The sequence below is a fragment of the Arthrobacter sp. 05L428 genome (assembly GCF_056397665.1).
The window spans coordinates 60,857-80,409 of the sequence record NZ_JBFTNW010000009.1; the positions used below are offsets into that span (position 1 = coordinate 60,857).

Annotated in this window: 17 protein-coding genes; 8 read left to right on the forward strand and 9 right to left on the reverse strand. The window is 68.0% G+C overall.

What is annotated here, in order from left to right:
• Window positions 1–116: 116 nt before the first annotated feature.
• Both AC1DH3_RS14930 and AC1DH3_RS14935 read right to left on the reverse strand, forming a co-directional pair.
• Complete coding sequence (locus tag AC1DH3_RS14930) at window positions 117–713, reverse strand: TetR/AcrR family transcriptional regulator (RefSeq protein WP_441419250.1); 597 nt, start codon at window positions 711–713, stop codon at window positions 117–119.
• Window positions 714–840: 127 nt separating this feature from the next.
• Window positions 841–2,106 (reverse strand): MFS transporter, encoded by a 1,266-nt coding sequence (locus AC1DH3_RS14935; RefSeq protein WP_441419249.1) that lies wholly within the window; start codon window positions 2,104–2,106, stop codon window positions 841–843.
• A 103-nt stretch (window positions 2,107–2,209) separates the two neighbouring features.
• Between AC1DH3_RS14935 and rraA the strand changes: the two genes are divergently transcribed.
• From rraA to AC1DH3_RS14950, 3 genes are all read left to right on the forward strand, one after another.
• Window positions 2,210–2,695: a ribonuclease E activity regulator RraA gene (rraA, locus tag AC1DH3_RS14940; RefSeq protein WP_441419248.1), complete on the forward strand. Its 486-nt coding sequence runs from the start codon at window positions 2,210–2,212 to the stop codon at window positions 2,693–2,695.
• Between the two features lie 127 nt (window positions 2,696–2,822).
• Window positions 2,823–4,475, forward strand: a complete 1,653-nt coding sequence (locus AC1DH3_RS14945; RefSeq protein ID WP_441419247.1) for an MDR family MFS transporter — start codon at window positions 2,823–2,825, stop codon at window positions 4,473–4,475.
• Window positions 4,476–4,737: 262 nt separating this feature from the next.
• Window positions 4,738–6,177 carry a sugar porter family MFS transporter gene (locus AC1DH3_RS14950; protein ID WP_441419246.1) on the forward strand — a complete coding sequence of 480 codons (1,440 nt, stop codon included), beginning with the start codon at window positions 4,738–4,740 and terminating at the stop codon, window positions 6,175–6,177.
• A gap of 77 nt (window positions 6,178–6,254) precedes the next feature.
• On the opposite strand, the gene AC1DH3_RS14955 is transcribed toward AC1DH3_RS14950, so the two are convergent.
• The 3 genes from AC1DH3_RS14955 to AC1DH3_RS14965 all read right to left on the reverse strand — a co-directional run bounded on the left by AC1DH3_RS14955 (window position 6,255) and on the right by AC1DH3_RS14965 (window position 8,605).
• The gene (locus AC1DH3_RS14955; protein ID WP_476893407.1) at window positions 6,255–7,481 is read right to left on the reverse strand and encodes an MFS transporter; all 1,227 of its coding nucleotides are present in this window, start codon (window positions 7,479–7,481) and stop codon (window positions 6,255–6,257) included.
• Window positions 7,482–7,545: 64 nt separating this feature from the next.
• Window positions 7,546–8,019 carry a MarR family winged helix-turn-helix transcriptional regulator gene (locus AC1DH3_RS14960; RefSeq protein ID WP_441419244.1) on the reverse strand — a complete coding sequence of 158 codons (474 nt, stop codon included), beginning with the start codon at window positions 8,017–8,019 and terminating at the stop codon, window positions 7,546–7,548.
• A gap of 64 nt (window positions 8,020–8,083) precedes the next feature.
• Entirely contained in the window at window positions 8,084–8,605 is a 522-nt protein-coding gene (locus AC1DH3_RS14965) for a GNAT family N-acetyltransferase (RefSeq protein WP_441419243.1), read from the reverse strand.
• Window positions 8,606–8,733: 128 nt separating this feature from the next.
• Between AC1DH3_RS14965 and AC1DH3_RS14970 the strand changes: the two genes are divergently transcribed.
• Window positions 8,734–10,200 (forward strand): amino acid permease, encoded by a 1,467-nt coding sequence (locus tag AC1DH3_RS14970; RefSeq protein ID WP_441419242.1) that lies wholly within the window; start codon window positions 8,734–8,736, stop codon window positions 10,198–10,200.
• Between the two features lie 146 nt (window positions 10,201–10,346).
• Here the strand turns inward: AC1DH3_RS14970 and AC1DH3_RS14975 are convergent, their stop codons facing one another.
• Genes AC1DH3_RS14975 through AC1DH3_RS14985 form a run of 3 tightly spaced genes read right to left on the reverse strand, consistent with a single transcriptional unit; the run spans window position 10,347 to window position 14,258 of the window.
• Window positions 10,347–11,495 (reverse strand): mannitol-1-phosphate 5-dehydrogenase, encoded by a 1,149-nt coding sequence (locus AC1DH3_RS14975; RefSeq protein ID WP_441419241.1) that lies wholly within the window; start codon window positions 11,493–11,495, stop codon window positions 10,347–10,349.
• On the reverse strand, window positions 11,495–13,471 hold the full coding sequence (locus AC1DH3_RS14980) for a PTS mannitol transporter subunit IICBA (protein ID WP_476909659.1): 1,977 nt from the start codon (window positions 13,469–13,471) through the stop codon (window positions 11,495–11,497). Before AC1DH3_RS14980 ends, AC1DH3_RS14975 begins: the two co-directional genes overlap by 1 nt.
• 58 nt (window positions 13,472–13,529) lie before the next feature.
• Window positions 13,530–14,258, reverse strand: coding sequence for a TetR/AcrR family transcriptional regulator (locus AC1DH3_RS14985; RefSeq protein WP_441419239.1), 729 nt, complete (start codon window positions 14,256–14,258; stop codon window positions 13,530–13,532).
• 176 nt (window positions 14,259–14,434) lie between these two features.
• On the opposite strand from AC1DH3_RS14985, the gene ptsP reads away from it, so the two are divergent.
• The 3 genes from ptsP to AC1DH3_RS15000 all read left to right on the forward strand — a co-directional run bounded on the left by ptsP (window position 14,435) and on the right by AC1DH3_RS15000 (window position 16,955).
• Window positions 14,435–16,120: a phosphoenolpyruvate--protein phosphotransferase gene (gene ptsP / locus AC1DH3_RS14990; RefSeq protein WP_476909660.1), complete on the forward strand. Its 1,686-nt coding sequence runs from the start codon at window positions 14,435–14,437 to the stop codon at window positions 16,118–16,120.
• A gap of 41 nt (window positions 16,121–16,161) precedes the next feature.
• A complete protein-coding gene (locus AC1DH3_RS14995) occupies window positions 16,162–16,608 on the forward strand; it encodes a helix-turn-helix domain-containing protein (RefSeq protein WP_476893402.1) in 447 nt (148 codons plus the stop codon).
• 74 nt (window positions 16,609–16,682) lie between these two features.
• Window positions 16,683–16,955, forward strand: coding sequence for a hypothetical protein (locus AC1DH3_RS15000; RefSeq protein WP_441419236.1), 273 nt, complete (start codon window positions 16,683–16,685; stop codon window positions 16,953–16,955).
• A gap of 10 nt (window positions 16,956–16,965) precedes the next feature.
• On the opposite strand, the gene AC1DH3_RS15005 is transcribed toward AC1DH3_RS15000, so the two are convergent.
• A complete protein-coding gene (locus AC1DH3_RS15005; RefSeq protein ID WP_441419235.1) occupies window positions 16,966–18,186 on the reverse strand; it encodes a PucR family transcriptional regulator in 1,221 nt (406 codons plus the stop codon).
• Between the two features lie 244 nt (window positions 18,187–18,430).
• Between AC1DH3_RS15005 and ald the strand changes: the two genes are divergently transcribed.
• Window positions 18,431–19,549: an alanine dehydrogenase gene (ald, locus tag AC1DH3_RS15010; RefSeq protein ID WP_441419234.1), complete on the forward strand. Its 1,119-nt coding sequence runs from the start codon at window positions 18,431–18,433 to the stop codon at window positions 19,547–19,549.
• Window positions 19,550–19,553: the final 4 nt, after the last annotated feature.

Below are 19,553 nucleotides of genomic sequence, written 5' to 3' on the forward strand. Positions count from 1 at the left end.
GGCGGGCCTGCGGGTGAAGCTCCGGAAGTGCTGGCGCTCGCGCCGCTCCGGTTCTGCCATGGTAAGCAACGCGGTCGCCGGCCGGAGATTCGGCCGGACACATTCCGGTAACTGGTCTAGACCGGCTGGGCGGCCTGGCGCCCCCGGGACAGCAGGGAGCAGGCCTTCTTCAGGTCCTCTTCGGCCTCGAAGAGCGAGAGCCGGCGGCAGCGGACGGACTGCACCAGGCCGGTGACGGTGAGCAGCAGGACCCGCGAGACGGCGGGGTCGCCGCTGACCGCGGTCACTGCTTTCTCCGCCGTCGCGTCAATGTCCCGCAGCAGGCGGGTGGTGTCCGTGTCCTTCGCGTAGACCGCGCGGGTCAGGCATTGCTCCACTGCGGGCTGCATGAGGCGCATGTGGAAGATTTCCATCACCGCGCCCACCAGGGCGTGCACCGGCACCCTGGTCCCCGCCGGCCATTCGCCAAGGTGCAGCTCGCCGAGCTGCTTGCGGTACAGGGCCAGCATCAGCTGCGCCGAGGAGGGGAAATAGCGGTACAGGGTGCCCAGCGGTACGTCCGCCCTGGCTGCCACCTCGGAGAGAACCACGGAGTCGAGTCCCTTGCGGGCAAAGCCGGCTGCGACGTCGAGGATCCGCGCATAGCGCAGGCGCTGCCGGGGCAGGGTGGGCGGCGGGGCCATTGGTGGAAGATCTGAAGGAAATTCAGGCATCAGCAGCGTTCCGGGGTCGTTTTTCTCGGCAGCCGGGAGGGTTAGTCCACAGCACTGCCGCGGCGATCCCGTCCACTATACGGCACGGTATGGGGCCGTTTGCCAGTCACACGGACCCCCGGAACGCCTAGTCCACGCCCTTGATCTTGACCACGAAGACAGCGCCGAGCAGGCCGATCACCGCGGCCGCGACGTACAGCGAAACGTACCCTCCCCAGAGCGCCACGAAGGGGTAGGCGATAAGCGGCGCGATCACCTGCGGCAGCGAATTGGCGATGTTGATGACCCCCAGGTCCTTGCCTCGGTTCAGCGCCGTCGGCAGCACCTCGGTAATCAGGGCGAAGTCCACGGCGAGGTAGGAGCCGAAGCCGATGCCCAGCACCGAGGCGCCGATCAGCGCCCCCGGCCAGGTCGGTGCGAAGGCGAGGATCAGCGCGGCCGCCGCGATGACGGCCGAGGAGAGGATAACGAGCGGCTTGCGCCGGCCCATCCGGTCACTGAGCCGGCCGCCGATCACACTCGTGATGATCACCATGACCGCGTACAGGCCGGTGAGGATCAGGACGCCGAACTCCGCCTCGATGCCCTGCGTCTGGGGCAGGCGCACGGCGTCGGTGAGGAAGAACAGCAGGTACAGCGTCACCATGTGGTTGCCGATGTTCACGAGCAGGCGGGTGAGCCAGGCCCAGGCGAAATCCGGGTATCGGGCCGGGGAGATCCAGAAACTCCTGGCAAATTCGCCCAGCTTGAACGGCGGGCGGCCGTGCCGCGGCAACGCGACGTCGTCGTTCTGGAAGAAATACAGTCCGACGCCGGCCAGCAGCGCCACGGCGCAGAACGCGTAGCCGAGCGCGAAGTTACCGGAGACGACGGCGGCGATCACGGCGCCGATCAGGATGCCCACGGTCTGGCCCATCGCGGCGAGCCCGCCCACGGTGCCGCGCTGCGGTACCGGCACCCGGTCCGGGATGGCGGCGGTGATGGCGGCGTAGGCTCCGTTGCAGCCGGCCTGCACGAGGCACCAGAGAATGGTCATGACGGCGACATTCGGGGCGCCGGCGAGCGCCGTGAGGGCGGCCGCGCCAAGAATGGCACCGAAGAGGACCCACGGCACCCGGCGGCCGCGGCGCGCAACCGTCCGGTCGCTCAAGGCGCCGAACAACGGGTTGGCCACGAGCGAGACGGCCGCCCCCGCCCCGGTCACGAGGGCCAGGATTGCCTCCTTTTCGCCCTCGTTGAAGGCCGCCGCCTGCTGGCCGAGCAGCACCTGCAGCGGGCCGAAGAAGGCCGCATTAATGCCCACGTTGACCAAGACCACACCCGCCGTCCAGACCGGGCGGACACGGCGTTCCGGCTCGGCAAGGGCCGGTGCCGCGGCATTGGACAGGCTCATGTGGTTCCCCCCGGAACTGGTGACTGAAGCTGATGATCAGTGTGGGCCCAGACTATCGTGGGCAGCAACGCCCACCGCTTATTCACGCAGCCAAGGAGAACCAGTGCCAGACCAGCCCTCAAATCCCGTCAACACCGCCGACCTCTACGACGAGCGTGGCGAGGAGCTGGACTCCATCTCCTTGCAGTTCCAGTCGCTCGGCGGCCACACCCACTTCAGCGGACCGGTCCGGACCATCCGCTGCTTCGAGGACAACGCCCTGGTCAAGGCCATGCTGGGCACGCCGGGCAACGGCGCCGTGCTGGTGGTCGACGGCGGCGGCTCGCTGCGCACCGCGCTGATGGGGGATTTGATCGCGGCGAGCGCCGTGGAGAACGGCTGGGCCGGCGTCGTGATCAACGGTGCCATCCGGGACCGGGTGGCGGTCGCCGGCCTGCCGCTCGGGGTTAAGGCGCTCGGCAGCAACCCGCGCAAGAGCGCCAAGGCAGGCGCCGGGGAGGCCGACGTCGAGCTGGACATCGACGGCGTCGCCGTCCGGCCCGGCCAGCTGATCTGGTGCGACCCGGACGGCATCCTGCTGGAACGCTGAGCGGGTGGGCGGGAACTGGACGGCAACGCCCAAGGAGCCGGTGCGGGCGGGAACAAAGCAGGCCCTAAGATAGTTACTGAAAGCAACCTTCCTGCTTGACCCCAAAAAACTTCCCCTTGGAGCGGTTATGTCCAAAACCACGTCCTCACGCCTGCCCGGAGAGGTCTTGACGCACCGTCAGACCATCACCGTCATGGTGGGCCTCATGCTCGGCATGTTCCTGTCCTCCCTGGACCAGACGATCGTGTCCACGTCGATCTACACCATCGCCAACGACCTGGACGGCCTCTCGCTGCAGGCCTGGGCAACGACGGCGTACCTGATCACCTCCACCGTCAGCACGCCGCTTTACGGCAAGCTCAGCGACATCTTCGGACGGCGGCCGCTCTACCTCGCCGCGATCCTGATCTTCCTGGCCGGCTCGCTCTACGCCGGCTCGGTCCACTCGATGACCGAGCTCGCGATCGCCCGCGGCATCCAGGGCATGGGCGCCGGCGGCCTGCTGGCCCTCGCGCTGACCATCATCGGCGACATCGTGGCGCTGAAGGACCGCGCCAAGTTCCAGGGCTACTTCATGTCCGTCTTCGGCATCTCCTCCGTGCTGGGCCCGGTGATCGGCGGCGCCTTTGCCGGTTCCGCCAACATCCTGGGCTTTGACGGCTGGCGCTGGGTCTTCTTCATCAACATCCCGATCGGCCTGGCCGCCCTCGCCGTCGTCTTCCTTTACCTGCACCTGCCGGCCAAGCACCTGAAGCAGAAGATCGACTACTGGGGCGCCGCCGCCATCACCCTGGCGATTGTGCCGTTGCTGCTCGTCGCCGAACAGGGCCGGACCTGGGGCTGGAGCTCCACCGGGGCCTTCCTCTGCTACGGACTCGGCATCATCGGCATCGTCGCGTTCCTGCTGGCCGAGAAGCGCGCCGGCGACTACGCCCTGATCCCCCTCCGGCTGTTCCAGAACATCACCTTCGGACTCTCCTCGCTGCTGAACTTCATCATCGGCGTCGGCATGTTCGGTGCGATCGCGATGCTGCCGATGTACCTCCAGCTGGTCAAGGGCCTCACCCCCACCGAGGCCGGGCTCATGATGATCACCTTCACGGTGGGCATCCTCACCGGGTCCATCACGGCCGGCCGGACCATTTCGGCGTCCGGCACCTACCGGATCTTCCCGATCCTGGGCACCGCCGTGTTGACCGCGGCCGCCGTCGTTATGGGACTCTCGCTGGGCGTGGATACGCCGCTCTGGGTCCCCGGCGCGATTGCTGTGTTCTTTGGCCTGGGCCTGGGCTTCTGCATGCAGCCGCTCACCCTCGCCATGCAGGTCTCCGTTCCGGCCAAGGACATGGGCGTGGGCACCTCCTCCGCCGCGTTCTTCCGCTCCATGGGCGGTGCCGTGGGGACCGCGGTGTTCATTTCGATGCTGTTCAGCCTCGCGGCGGACAAGATCGCCACCGGCATGAAAGCCGCCGCGCAGAACGCGGACTACCTCAAAGTGCTCAAGGACCCGGCCGTTGCCGCCGACCCCGCGAACGCCAAGCTTTACGAGTTCTTCAAGAACGGCGCCAGCAACGACTCGCTGAACGACACAAGCTGGCTGCACACCGCGAACGCCAGCCTGACACGGCCGATCACCGAAGGATTCGCCCAGTCGATCGACGCCGTCATGCTCACCGCCGCCGTGCTCACCGGCGTCGCCTTCCTGATCAGCTTCGCGCTGCCGAACAAGAAGCTCACGGACCCGAAGGCCGCCGCCAAGGAGGCCGTCCCCGCGCACTAGGGCACACGCCGCAGCACGTCAGGGCAGGCAGTCTTTTGGACTGCCTGCCCACGCTTTTGGCCGCCGGGACGCGGCCTTCCAGGGCCGCCGACGTCGAAAGTGGGTCCGGCGTGACGCCGCCGGTGGGCCGCGCGGCGCATCTCCTCAGGAATTGTAAGCTTGCTCTCATTTTCCCGTCCTGTGACGTGCATCGCGGCATCCCCGGTGTCAGACTGGGTAGCTGCGGCGTGAGCCGCTGACCACGAATTGCCGAGGGAGCCACATGACCACCACCCAAGACCAGACCGTCGCCAAGATCCCCAAGCGGGTCATTTGGCTGGCCGTGGCGGGCGCCGTTGGCGGCTTCCTCTTCGGCTTCGATTCCTCGGTTGTCAACGGCGCAGTCGACGCCATCAAGGAAGAATTCGCGCTCAGCGAGGCCGTGACCGGGTTCGCCGTCGCCGTCGCCCTGCTTGGCTGCGCGGCCGGCGCCTACCTGGCCGGCAAGGTCGCGGACCGTTACGGCCGCATCCCCGCCATGAAGCTCGGCGCGCTGCTGTTCCTGGTCAGCGCTTTCGGCACCGGCTTCGCGTTCGGCGTCTGGGACCTGATCTTCTGGCGCCTCGTCGGGGGCCTGGGAATCGGCCTCGCCTCGGTGATCGCCCCGGCCTACATCTCCGAGATTTCACCCCGCCACGTGCGCGGCCGGCTGGCGTCGCTGCAGCAGCTCGCCATCACCACCGGTATCTTCGCGGCGCTGCTCTCCGACGCCGTGTTCGCCAACTTCGCCGGCGGCGCCGACCAGAACCTGTGGTTCGGCATCGAGGCCTGGCGCTGGATGTTCATTGCCGGCGCCGTCCCGGCCGTCGTCTACGGCTGGATCGCCTTCACGCTTCCCGAATCGCCGCGGTTCCTCGTGTTCAAGGGCAAGGACGAGGACGCCCTCAAGGTCTTCGAATCCATCGCGCCGGACGAGGACACCGACCGCCACCTGCGTGACATCAAGAAGGCCATCGAGGAGGACAAGCTCGCCGGCCAGAAGGGCTCCCTGCGCGGCAAGGCGCTTGGCCTGCAGCCGGTGGTGTGGATCGGCATCATCCTGTCGGTGCTGCAGCAGTTCGTCGGCATCAACGTGATCTTCTACTACTCCACGACGCTCTGGAAAGCTGTGGGCTTCCAGGAGAAGGACTCGCTCACGATTTCCGTGGCGACCGCGATCACCAACATCCTGGTCACCCTGGTCGCCATCGCACTGGTGGACCGGATCGGCCGCCGCCCCATCATGCTGGCGGGTTCCATCGGCATGGCCGTCTCGCTGGCGACCATGGCCTTCGCCTTCGGATCCGCCACCGGATCCGGCGATGCGATCACGCTCCCGGGCGCCTGGGGCCCCGCCGCCCTGGTGGCCGCCAACGTCTTCGTGATCAGCTTCGGCGCCTCCTGGGGCCCGCTGGTCTGGGTGCTGCTGGGTGAAATCTTCCCGTCCCGGATCCGCGCCCGCGCCCTGGGCCTGGCCGCGGCCGCCCAGTGGATCGCGAACTTCGCCATCACGCTGAGCTTCCCCGTGATGGCGGCAGCCTCGCTGCCGCTGACCTACGCCATGTACGCCTTGTTCGCGGCGGCGTCGTTCTTCTTCGTGATGTTCAAGGTGCCGGAAACCAACGGCATGGCGCTGGAGCACGCGGAGACGCTGTTCGTGCCGAAGGGTTCCGCCAAGAAGTAGCCCCCGCGGCATTGCACGAACAAAAAGTTGAGGCCCATGTTCCGCGGAACATGGGCCTCAACTGTAGGTCCGGCGGGTTAGACCAGGTGCGGCTCGTGCGTGCTCAGGTACCGCCGCCCGCCGAGGACCACCGCGATCGCCAGCGCCATGGCGACCGCCGCGGCGAAGAACGGAACCTGGGGCCCGAAGTGTTCACCCAGCTGCGCCGCGGCGAACGGCGCCAGTGCGCCGCCCATCCAGCGCACGAAGTTGTACCCGGCCGAGGCCACGGGCCGCGGCGAGTCGGAGACGCCCATGGCCAGCTCGGTGTAGATCGTGTTGTTGATCCCCAGCAGGGCGCCGGAGGCCACCACGAGGACGACGACGGCGGGCACCGAGTGCCCCGCGGCCAGGCCGAGGCCGGCCAGGTCCAGGAGCAGCAGCGCCAGCGTGCCGCTCAGCACGCGGACAGCCCCGAAGCGCCGCTGCAGCGCGGGGGCGACAAACACCGAGAAGACGGCGACGGCGACACCCCAGCCGAAGAACACGCCGCCGATCCCGTAGGCGTCCATCCCCAGGATGAACGGGGTGAAGGCGAGGATGGTGAAGAAGCCGTAGTTGTAGAACAGCCCGCTGGCCGCCGTCGTCCGCAGGCCCTTGTGGCCCAGCGCCAGCAGCGGGTCCCGGAGCCGGACCTTCCGTTCCGGCAGCGGGGTCTTGGGCAGCAGGGCGATCAGGGCGATGAAGGCCGAGGCCATCAGGACGGCGGTGCCGAAGAACGGGGCACGCCACTGCCACCCCCCGAGCAAGGCGCCCAGCAGCGGGCCGAGTGAAATGCCCAGGCCCAGCGCCGCCTCGTAGAGGATGATGGCGGTCCCGGCGCCGCCGCTGGCGACGCCGACGATCACGGCCAGGGCGGTGGCGACGAAGAGGGCATTGCCCAGCCCCCAGCCGGCACGGAAGCCGACAAGTTCGGTCACGCTGCCGGAGAGGCCGGACAGCGAGGCGAACACCACGATGATGGCGAGGCCGGCCAGCAGCGTGCGCTTGCCGCCGATCCGGGAGGAGACGAAGCCGGTGATCAGCATGGCGATGGCGGTGACCATGAAGTAGCTGGTGAACAGCAGGGACACCTGGCTGGGGGTGGCGTCAAGGTTCTTGGCGATGGCGGGCAGGATGGGATCCACCAGCCCGATGCCCATGAACGCGAACACCGCCGCCAGGGCCGTGGCCCAGACCGCCTTGGGCTGCTTGAGTAGCGAGGCTTTTTCGGCCTCAAGGGTTGATGTTGCTTCCGGCGCGGGGGCCGTGAGCTGGCCGTCCATGGAGGGCGCTCCTAAGGTTGTGGGTTCTTGCTGTCGTTGTTCCTGGCAGGCAGTGGCCTGGCTGTCAGGGCTGCAGGCTCTCGTTGATCTTGCCGATCACCGGGATGGCGGCCGCGAGGGCCTGCCGTTCCGCATCGGTGAGTGAGCCGAGGATCCCTGCCATGACCGCGTTGCGGCGGGTGTTGGCCGATTCGACGGCGGCGTGGCCCTCGGCGGTGAGCTTGACGCGGACGGCCCGGGAGTCGGCCGGATCCGCCTCACGCCGGACCAGCCCGGCCCGTTCGAGCTTGATGATCTGCTCGGTGGCGCTGGGAACCTTGACCCCGAGGTTGCGGGCAATCTCACCCACCCGCACGCCGTTGGCCCCGGCGCTGTCTTCGGAGCTGTCCAGCAGCATCTTGAGAGTGCTGAGCTGGGCGGCGCTGAGTTCGCCGTCGGCGTCCAAGCGCCGGACCAGGTAGATGCTGTGGCGCAGGGCTTCCCGGAAATCCCGGGAGAGGGCGAGCAGTACGGGATCCGGCAGCGGGTGTTCACTCATACTTAGGGAGCCTAACAGTTAGGCGGCCTAAGAGTCAACGGTGCGGCTGCCGCCGGCGCGGCCGCTAGAGCAGCAGCTTCATGCCCTCATGGCTGGTCGCGAACCCCAGCCGCTCGTAGAATCGGTGCGCCGCTGTCCGCGACTTATCCGTGGTGAGCTGCACCAGGGAACAGCCACGCCGCCGCGACTCCCCGAGCGCCCACTGCACCATCGCGGCGCCGACGCCCTGGCCCCGCAGTTCGCCGGCGACCCGCACGGCCTCGAGCTGGGCACGCCACGACCCGCGCCGGGACAGCCCGGGCAAGAAGCTGAGCTGGAAGGTCGCCACCACCCGGGGCCCGGCGCCGCGCTCCGGTGTCAGTTCCCCCACCAGCAGCAGGTGGGCCGGATCGGCGTCGATCGCGTCGAAGGCCGTCTGGTACGGCGCCAGATCCGCAGCATCCTCGCGCGAGGAGCCCAGCTGGTCGTCGGCGAGCAGCCGGAGAATGGCGGGCAGGTCCGCGCGGGCGGCGGGGCGCAGCCGGAACGTCCCGCCGTCGACGCCGAATGTTAGCAGGGCGGCCTGGTCCGCCGAATTTGTAGTCACCCGCCCAGCTTGCCATGACGCAACGATGAAACGTTCGGCAGGGGGCCCGGCCTTCGAAGCTGTACCTTAGAAAGGCTGATTTGTAACCGCCGTCACCAATGCGGCGGACCACACGAAGGATTGTTGACATGCCCGAACAGACAACCGCGGAGCAGAGAACTGCCTCCAGCCGGGACACCGAGCCCCACCTTGCACGCTCGTTGAGCAACCGGCACATCCAGCTCCTGGCCATCGGCGGCGCCATTGGCACCGGCCTCTTCATGGGCTCCGGCAAGACCATTTCCGTGGCCGGACCGTCCGTGATCTTCGTGTACATGATCATCGGCTTCATGCTGTTCTTCGTCATGCGCGCCATGGGCCAGCTGCTGCTGTCCAACCTGAACTACAAGTCCTTCAGCGACTTCGCCGGCGACCTGCTGGGCCCCTGGGCCGGGTTCTTCACCGGCTGGACCTACTGGTTCTGCTGGGTGGTCACGGGGGTGGCGGACGTGATCGCGATTGCCGGCTACGCCGAGCAGCTCTGGCCCGGCATCCAGCTGTGGGTCCCGGGGATCGCGACCATCATCATCCTGCTCCTGCTGAACCTTCCGACCGTCAAGGCCTTCGGTGAGACGGAATTCTGGTTCGCCCTGATCAAGATCGTGGCCATCGTGGCGCTGATCGCTGTGGGCTTGGTTATGATCTTCACCGGCTTCCATTCCAACGCCGGCACCGCGGGCTTCAGTAACCTGTGGAGCCATGGCGGCCTGTTCCCCAAGGAGTTCATGGGCTTCGTGGCCGGTTTCCAGATCGCTGTTTTCGCCTTCGTGGGCATCGAGCTGGTGGGTACCGCCGCGGCCGAAACCAAGAACCCGGAGCACAACCTGCCCCGCGCCATCAACGCGATCCCGCTGCGCGTCATGCTGTTCTACGTCGGCGCCCTCATCATCTTGATGTCCGTCACCCCGTGGACCGGCTTCAAGGCGGGCCAGAGCCCGTTCATCGCCATGTTCTCCCTCGCCGGGCTCGGCATGGCCGCCACGGTGGTGAACCTCGTGGTGCTGACTTCCGCGATGTCCTCGGCCAACTCCGGCATCTACTCCACCTCCCGGATGGTCTACGGCCTGGCCAACGACGGCGACGCCCCCAGGCTCTTCGGCCGCCTCTCCAGCCGCAAGGTCCCGCAGAACGCGCTGTTCCTGTCCTGCGTGCTGCTGCTGGCCGGCGTCGCGCTGCTGTATGCGGGCAAGGACGTGGGCGTGGCCTTCGACATGGTCACCACCGTGTCCGCCGTCTGCTTCATGTTTGTCTGGAGCATCATCCTGGCCAGCTACCTCGTGTTCCGGAAGCGCCGGCCGGAACTCCACGCGGCCTCGACGTTCAAGATGCCCGGCGGCATTCCCATGGTGTGGGTCGTGTTTGCGTTCTTCGCGTTCCTGGTCTGGGCGCTGACCACGCAGCCGGACACCCTTGTGGCCCTGCTGGTCACTCCGCTCTGGTTCGCGGTCCTGGGTGCCGCGTTCGCCGTCGTCCGCCGCTCGCCGCTGCACCAGGCGCGCGTGGCCGAATGGAAGGCGATGGCCGACGGCGAAACCGCCGCCGCCAGCCGCGTCTGACGCTTCCGCAGCTCCTGCCGGTCCTGCCGGGCCTGCCGGTCCTGGGGCGACGCCCGCGCAGATCCACGGCCTAAACGACGGGCCCTCCCTCACCTGGTGTGAGGGAGGGCCCGTTGTTTTTCCGCGAAAGGTGAGGAAGCGTCCGGCTAGACGGCGGCCTTGGCTTCCTCGACGAGGGCACAGACGGCCGGGAACAGCGGATGCCCCGAGTCCAGGCCGGTGATCTTCGTCGTGGCGTCCTCCGGGGTGGAGGAGTTCAGGATCTGCGCCAGCTCCACGGCCTCGGCGTCGGCCGGGTCGTTGAAGCGCAGCGCGGCGGCGATCGCACCGAGCAGTGCCTCGGGGACAATCCCGCGCTCGGCCAACTCCGCAGCGGGACCGATGAAGCGCTCGTGCCGGCTGAGCTTGCGCAGCGGTGCCCGCCCCACCCGGTTCACGGTGTCCGGAAGGTGCGGGTTGGAGAACCGGCCGAGGATCTTCTGCACGTAGGCTTCCTGCTCCTCGCGGTTGAAGCCGTGCTTGGCCACCAGCAGTTCCTTGGTCTCGTCGAGCACTGCGCGCACATCGGCGGCGACGTCCTGGTCCGCCATGGCCTCGGAGATCTTGGACAGCCCGGCTTCGAAGCCGAAGTACGCGGCCGAGGCGTGCCCGGTGTTCACGGTGAAGAGCTTCCGCTCGATGTAGGGCGCCAGGTCGTCCACGAAGGTCGCCCCCGGAATGGCTGGTTCCTTCCCCGCGAACGGGGTCCGGTCGATGACCCACTCATAGAACGTCTCCACTGTGACGTCCAGGCCCTGCCCGGCCTCCTGGTTGGGCACGATCCGGTCCACCGCCGTGTTGGCGAACACGGCGGCGGCATCCAGCGAACCGGCGGCCGGATCCCATTGGGCGGAAATTTCGGACTTCAGGATGTCGGTCGCGTTGATCGCGTTCTCGCACGCCATCACCTGCAGCGGCGCCAGCCCGGCCGGCCGGGCCGCGATCCCCTTGGCGATCACGGGTGCCACGAACTTGAGGATGTGCGGGCCCACCGCGGTGGTGACGATGTCCGCCGTCGCGATTTCCGCGACGACGTCGGCTTCCTGGGTGCCGGAGTTCAGCGCGCGGAAGTTGTCCACCGTGCGCACGGCCGGGCTGTCCCCCACCTCGTGGACCTGGTAGCTGTCCGCCGCGGCGAGCTGGGTGATGAGGGCATCCGCGACATCCGCGAACACCACCTCATACCCGGCCTCGTGCAGCAGCAGTCCGACGAATCCACGGCCGATGTTTCCGGCTCCGAAATGAACAGCCTTCACTAGGAATTTACCTTTCCGAACAGGTCGAGCACTTCGTCGACGGTGGTGGCCGCCTCCAGCTGCGCGACCTGTGCCTTGTTGGTGAAGACCTTGGCGATCGAGGAGAGGATCTGGAGGTGCTCGTTGTTGATGCCGGCGACGCCGACGACGAACTTGACCTCTTTGCCGTTCCAGTCGATGCCGTTCGGGTAGCGGATCACCGAGACCGCGGACTTCATGATGTGGTCCTTGGCGGCGTTGGTGCCGTGCGGGATCGCGAGGTAGCTGCCCATGTAGGTCGAGACGGATTCCTCGCGCTCATGCATGGCGTCCAGGTAGCCGGCGTCGACGGCGCCGCGGTCCAGCAGCAGCCGGCCCGCCTCGTCGATCGCAGCGTCACGGGTGGTTGCCGTTCCGCTGAGGATCACGCTGTCGGCCACCAGGATGCCGGACGGCCCGGCTTCGGGCTCCGCTTCCGGAGCGGATGCCGTTGCCACGGCCGCACCCGTTCCCGCACCCGCCACCGCACCGGAGGCGTCGGCCGGCGCGTTGCTGGTCCGGACCAGCTCCACGATCTCGTCGTACCGCGGCGAGTTCATAAAGTTGTCCACCGAGACGTGGACGGCACTGGACGTTGCGGGCTTGGCCCGTTCGGTCAGGTCCTGGTGCGTGATGACGACATCGTAGGTGTCGCTGAGGTTCGCGATCGCGGAGTTGGTGACCTTGACGTCCGGGTAGCCGGCGGCCTTGATCTTGTTCCGGAGCACCGAGGCGCCCATGGCGCTCGAGCCCATGCCGGCGTCGCAGGCGAAGACGATGTTCTTGACCGGACCGGCCAGCACCGCGACGCCGCCGGCGCCCGCACCGCCGCCCACGAGGGCGGAGGAGACGGAGCTCTTCTTGCCCTTCATGGCTTCCATCCGGGTGGTCGCGGCGCCAAGTTCGTCACCCTCGACGTCCTTGCTGGACTTGAGGATGACGGAGGCAATCAGGAAGGACACGGTCGCGGCCAGCAGCACGGACAAGGCCACGCCGAAGTAGCTGTCCGGCGGGGTCGCGGCGAAGACCGCGAGGATGCTTCCCGGGGCGGCCGGGGAGCGCAGGCCCGCACCGGTCAGGACGAGGGTGAAGATGCCGGTCATGCCGCCGCCGATCGCGGCGAGGATGATGATCGGCTTCATCAGCACGTACGGGAAGTAGATTTCGTGGATGCCGCCGACAAACTGGATCAGGGCGGCGCCGGGGGCCGAAGCCTTGGCCATGCCCTTGCCGAAGATCATGTAAGCGAGCAGGACGCCCACGCCCGGGCCGGGATTGGCCTCAAGCAGGAACAGGATGGACTTGCCCTGGGCGAGCGCCTGTTCGGTGCCCAGCGGGGTCAGGATCCCGTGGTTCACGGCGTTGTTCAGGAACAATACCTTCGCGGGCTCGATGAAGATGCTCGTGAAGGGCAGCAGGCCGTTGTTGACCAGGAACTCGACGACGGCGCTGGCGCCGTTGCTGAAGGCCTTCACCACCGGGCCGATCACCAGCATGCCGAAGATGGCCATGACGGCGGCGACGATGCCCGCGGTGAAGTTGTCGATCAGCATCTCGAAGCCGGGCTTGACCTTGTTCTCCCAGAGGCTTTCGATCTTCTCCATGATCCACGCCGTCAGCGGCCCCATGATCATGGCGCCGATGAACATCGGGATGTCCGTTCCGACGATCACGCCCATGGTGGCCGCCGCGCCGACCACGCCGCCGCGCACGCCGTAGACCATGCGGCCGCCGGTGTAGCCGATCAGGAGCGGCAGCAGGTAGGTGATCATCGGGCCGACCAGCTTGGCCAGGTCGGCGTTGGGGGTGAAGCCCGCCGGGATGAAGAAGGCGGTAATGATGCCCCAGGCGATGAAGGCGCCGATGTTGGGCATGATCATTCCGGACAGGAAGGTGCCAAATTTCTGCACACCGACCCTGATACTGGTCCGGGGTTTCGCAACGGTCTCTGTTGCCATGTGATTTCCTAACCGTGATTCCTGCTGCACCGCAGGATTGTCCGATATTTTCGACGAGCTAGCTGGTGGAACTGGTGGAGATCCGGTGGAGCCATTCGAGAAAGAGCTTGAGTTCAGAGCTGGACAGCTGGTCCGAGTGCGAGGCCTGCAGCGCCGCATTCAGGGCGATGGCCGCTACCACTACCGGGGACTTCCCGGAGTCTTCCGGCCCGGCTTGCCGGGCCTGTTCCGTGGAGACCGCGAAGATCATCGCGTCGCGGGTCATGGCGGAGAGCTCGAGGTTGCGCTCCGGTGCCTTCTCCGTGATCAGCATGAGGGTCACGCCCACGTTCGCAGCCAGGATGCTCCTCGCCGCCTCCCGGGGCGGGACGTTGAGCTGGCCGGCGACCGCGGCCTTGTTCAGCATTTCCTCCATGAGCGCCTCGGCGTCGGCCACAACGGCGGGACGGCTCTCGGGGCGGATGTTGCCGAACATGACGAGGTACAGTTCCGGCTGCTTCAGCCCGAATTGCACGTGCTGGTCCCACATCCGCCGGATGTCCTCCAGCGGCTGCCCGGACGGAGCGAAGTCTCGCTCGCCGGCCACGTACTCCTCGAATCCTGCCGCCACAACGGCGTCGAACAGCCCCTCCTTGTCACCGAAGTGGTGATACAGGGTGGGGGCAGTCACCCCCGCCAGCTGCGTGATCTGGCGCGTGGAAACCGCGGCTCCCCCGGACTTGGCCAGCAATCCCGCAGCTGCACGCAGCAGCCGGATTTTGGGCGGTAGCTGGCCTTCGATACTCATAACCGCTACCCTAGCACCTATAGCAACGCTATATGAAGTGCATCACATACACTTTTTTCAGGTACCGCAAGTTGCCGGTTGACGTAGTGGACAGCCGCAGGAAATCTAGGATCTAGCGGTTCAGTGGCGGCACCTGGACTGACTTACTGGCTCACGGCAGAGAATGAGGACTTTCAGTGCAGAACTTCCAAGGAGTAGGCGTCAGCCCCGGCCGGATCATCGGCACCATCCGGCAGATGCCGAAGCCGGTCAGTGAGCCGCCGGCGGGCGAACAGCTTCCGGCCGGCGTCTCCCCCGAGGAGGCCACGGCGGCCCTGAAGGCGGCGGCGAAGGCCGTGCACGACGAGCTCAAGGCGCGGTCCGAGACGGTCAGCGGCGACGGCAAGGCCGTGCTGGAGGCCACCGCGCTGATGGCGACCGACACCATGCTGCTGAAGTCCGCCGCCAAGCTGATTGGCCGCGGGACCTCCAACCAGCGCGCCATCTGGGAAGCCGGCGCGTCCGTCTCGGAGATGCTGCACAACCTCGGCGGCTACATGGCTGAGCGGGCCACCGACGTCCTGGACGTGCGGGCGCGGATCGTGGCCGAGCTGCGTGGCGTGCCCGCCCCGGGCATCCCCTCCGCCGCCACCCCGTTCATCCTGATTGCGGAGGACCTGGCGCCGGCGGACACGGCCACGCTCGATCCCGAAAAGGTGCTCGCACTGCTGACCGCCGGCGGCGGCCCGCAGTCGCACACCGCGATCATCGCCCGCTCCCTCGGCCTGCCCGCAGTCGTCGCTGCCGCCGGCGTCGACGCCTTGCCGGACGGCACGGAGGTCTACGTCGACGGGGCCGCCGGGACCATCACGGCTGAACCGGACGACGCCCAGCGCGCCGCCGCGGAGCATTGGGCCGCGACCGCGTCGCTATTGGCGGACTTTGACGGTACCGGTGCGACGGCGGACGGCCACCTCGTGCCGCTCTTGGCCAACGTGGGCGGGGCGAAGGATGCCGTGGCCGCGGCCGGGCTCAACGCCCAGGGCGTGGGCCTGTTCCGGACCGAGTTCTGCTTCCTCGAACGGGATACCGAACCCACCGTGGAGGAGCAGGCCGCCGCCTACAAGGGCGTCTTCGACGCCTTCCCCGGCAAGAAAGTGGTACTCCGCACCCTCGACGCCGGCGCGGACAAGCCGCTCCCGTTCCTGACCGACGCCACCGAGCCCAACCCGGCCCTTGGCGTCCGCGGTTACCGGACCGACTTCACCACCCCGGGAGTGCTGGAACGCCAGTTGCAGGCCATCGCCCTGGCGGAGCAGGAATCCGAGGCGGACGTCTGGGTGATGGCACCGATGATTTCGACGGCGGAGGAAGCCGCACGATTCGCGTCCCTGTGCGCTGCCGCCGGGATCAAGACCCCCGGCGTCATGGTGGAGGTGCCGTCCGCGGCGCTGACCGCGGAGGCCATCCTGCGGGAAGTGTCTTTCGCGAGCCTGGGCACCAACGACCTGACCCAGTACGCCATGGCCGCGGACCGGCAGCTGGGCCCGCTCGCCGCGCTGAACACCCCGTGGCAGCCGGCCGTGCTCCGGCTCGTGGGCCTGACGGTCGAAGGTTCCGCCGCCGAAGGCCACGGCAAACCGGTGGGCGTCTGCGGTGAGGCCGCGGCGGATCCTGCCCTCGCCGTCGTGCTGACCGGGCTGGGCGTCACGACCCTGTCGATGACGGCGCGTTCCATCGCGGCCGTGGCAGCGGTGCTGAAGACCGTGACCCTGGCCGAGGCGCAGGAGCTGGCCAAGCTGGCACTTTCCGCCCCGAGCGCCACAGAGGCGCGCGCCTGGGTCCGGGCCAAGCTGCCGGTGCTGGAAGAACTGGGTCTGTAACCGGAGCGTGAGCCCGCACCCGGGGCGCTAGGATGCACTCCATGACACTGATTGCTCCCCGGGTGACCGCCGGGCTCCCGGCCGAGGACGCACAAAAACTCCAGTACGCGCTCAACGGCAGCAACGACATCACGGTCTTCGTCGACGGCACCGTGCACCGCCTGCCGCCCGCGGCAAGGGACGCCGTCGTCGACCTGCTGGGCCGCTTCAGCCGGGGCGAGTCGGTCACCGTCAGCAGCGTGGAGGAAATGCTGACCACGTCGAAGGCGGCGGAGCTGGCGGGCATCTCGCACACGTACCTGCGGAACATGACGGACCGCGGCGAGATCCCGGTCGAGTACCGCGGCACGCACCGGCGGATCCGGCTGGCCGACATCATGGCGTGGCTGGAGACGCAAAAGAAGAAAACCGCCGCGGAAAATGCGGCACCCGAGGCCGTCGGCGACTCAGCTGACAGCAATGACAGCGGCGGCGCGGATGCTTCGTGACGGCGTGATAAGGATCAAACAACGATCCCGTCCCGGCGCGGAAACGCGGCAGAGGCCGGGGTTACGCTTGAATTGTGGGTAAGTTCAGAGGGTGGCACATCCTGGCCGGCATCGCCGCCATGGTGCTTACCGGCATCCTCGGAACGGTGATGGGGCTGAACAACACCGCGGCGTTCATGGCCAGCTGCGTCGCGTTCGTGGCCGTCGCCCTGTGGATGGACAGCCGGATATCGCGCCGGAGGCGCACAGCGCGGGAGACTGCGCCCGATGCGCTTCGGGAGGCGGCGCGGCCGCTGGCCTCCCGCCCCGACAGCGAGCAGGACTCCGCCCTCCGCGACGACCGCTAGCCGGGGCAGCCTAGATCCTTGGCCTTTGGGCCCAGCGCCGCGCCTTCAGCGCCGCGTGCAGTTCCAGCCGGACCATTCCCTTGAGCGGGTCGACGCCCAGCACCTGGCGGATCCTGCCGAGCCGGTTGTAGATGCTGCTCCGGTGCAGGTGCAGCTTGGCCGCCACCTCCTGGACCGAACTGTCGTTATCGTAGAAAAGCTCCAGCACCGGCAGCAGTTCACCGTTCCGGTCGTGGTCCTCCAGCATCCGGAAGTACACCGAGCCCGCATCCGCCCAGGCTCCGGCCCCGCCGCCGGCCGAGGCCAGCAACTGGTAGAGACCGGTGGCACGGCAGTCCACCAGCTCGCCCAGCTGGGGGTCCACGGCCGCGGCCTGCGCCGCCTGCCGGGACTGCCGGTACGCCTCGGCCAGTTCCCGCGGCCGGGAGAAGCCCTCGGAGGTGCCGAGGATGATCCGGCGGACCGGTCGGCCCGCGCGCTTGGCCAGTTCCAGCTGGTAGTGGACCAGCACCTGGGCGTGGTTGGCCCGTCCGGTGGATTCCTTGAATAGCACGACGGCGTGTGTCTCGGTCCCCGCGCTGAACAGTGCCGCGTCCACACCGATGGTGGCCTGCAGCGCGGCGGACCTGTGGATCAGTGTGGAGGCGATCGGGTCCGAACCCTCCGCCCAGCCGTCGGCGTCGAGGACGGTCACCAGCTGCCACGGCCCGCGGCCCTGCACTTCCTTCCAGCCCGCGACGGCGGCGACGGCGTTCGCCTCGCCCCGGCAGGCGGCGAGGAACTCCTGTTCGCGCCGGCGGCGGAACTCGGATTCGGCAGTGTTCGAGTCCAGCAGCAGGGCGGAGAGCTCCTCCAGCTCGCGCGCCACCTCCGGCAACTGGGCCAGGACGGTGCCCGCGGTGGGCTCCGCGGCGTCGAGCTGGACCCAGAGGTAGCCCACCCGGAATCCGCGGACCAGCAACGGGACACAGACGCGCCCCAGCATGCCCAGTTCCTCGTTGGCCGGCACGACGACGGGCCGCACCGCCGTCGCGATGCCGTGCGAGAGCTGCCAGGCGCTGACGTCCGCCGCGACGCGCTTGCTGAGCAGGAAGTTCACCCGGACCCGGTCCGCGTGCGACTGGTTGGAGCTGTAGGCGAGCAGGACGCCGTCGAGGTCTTCGAGCGAGAGCCCGCGCCCGAGCCGCTGGGCCACCCGCTCCACGAGCTGCTCTACGTCCTGCTGCTGCATGCTGCCACATTACTGCCCCGCGGGTCCCGGAGCCGAACGGAACGGCGACGAACAAGAGGCGACACCTGACGTTTCCTGACTCGACAGTTGTCGAGCCGAGCTTTTGGAAATTCCCGGAAACACGCGGTTGCGGCGTGGGGCGGGACCGGCGGCCCTGTCGCCTGCCTCACAGCCGGTTCTATTCTGGAATCACGACTTCCCCCGCACACCCGGCCCGCGCGGCCACCACCACTGGAGCCCAAAAATGATCATCGGCGTCCCCAAAGAGATCAAGAACAACGAATTCCGCGTCGCCATCACGGCCGCCGGCGTGCACGAATTCCGCCACCACGGCCACACCGTCCTGGTCGAGCGCGGCGCAGGCCTGGGCTCCGGCATCACGGACGAGGAATACGCCATTGCCGGTGCCGAGATCGTCGCCGAAGCGGACGACGTGTGGTCCCGCGCCGACATGGTCATGAAGGTCAAGGAGCCGGTCAAGGCCGAATACCACCGGTTCCGCAAGGGCCTGATCCTCTTCACCTACCTGCACCTGGCCGCCGAGCCGGAACTGACGCAGGAGCTCATCAACTCCGGCGTCACCGCCATCGCCTACGAGACCGTGCAGGAAGGCCGTACGCTGCCGCTGCTGGCCCCGATGTCCGAGGTTGCCGGCCGCCTGTCCGTGCAGGTCGGCGCCACCTCGCTGATGGCTCCGGCCGGCGGCAAGGGCGTGCTGCTCGGCGGCGTCCCGGGCGTCCGCCCGGCCAAGGTCGTAGTCCTGGGCGCCGGCGTGGCCGGCACCAACGCCGCCGCCATGGCCCTGGGCCTCGGCGCCGACGTCACCATCCTGGATATCAACATCAACCGGCTGCGCGAACTCGACGCCCAGTACCAGGGCCGCCTGAAGACGGTCGCCTCCAACGCCTACGAGATCGAGAAGTCCGTGGTCGACGCCGACCTCGTGATCGGTTCCGTGCTGATCCCCGGCGCCAAGGCCCCGAAGCTGGTCACCAACGAGCTCGTCTCCCGGATGAAGCCCGGCTCGGTGCTGGTGGACATCGCCGTGGACCAGGGCGGCTGCTTCGAGGACACGCACCCCACCACGCACCAGGAACCGACGTACAAGGTCCACAACACGATCTTCTACTGCGTCGCCAACATGCCCGGCGCCGTGCCGAACACCTCCACCTACGCCCTGACCAACGTCACGCTGCGCTACGCGGTTTCGCTGGCCAACCTGGGCGTCAAGGCCGCATTTGAGCGCGACGCCGCCCTCGCTGCCGGCCTCAACATCGCCGCCGGCCAGGTTGCGCACCGCTCGGTCTCCGAGGCGCACAACCTGCCCCTGGTCGCGGACTGGCACGAGCTGGTCTCCGCGTAAGTTC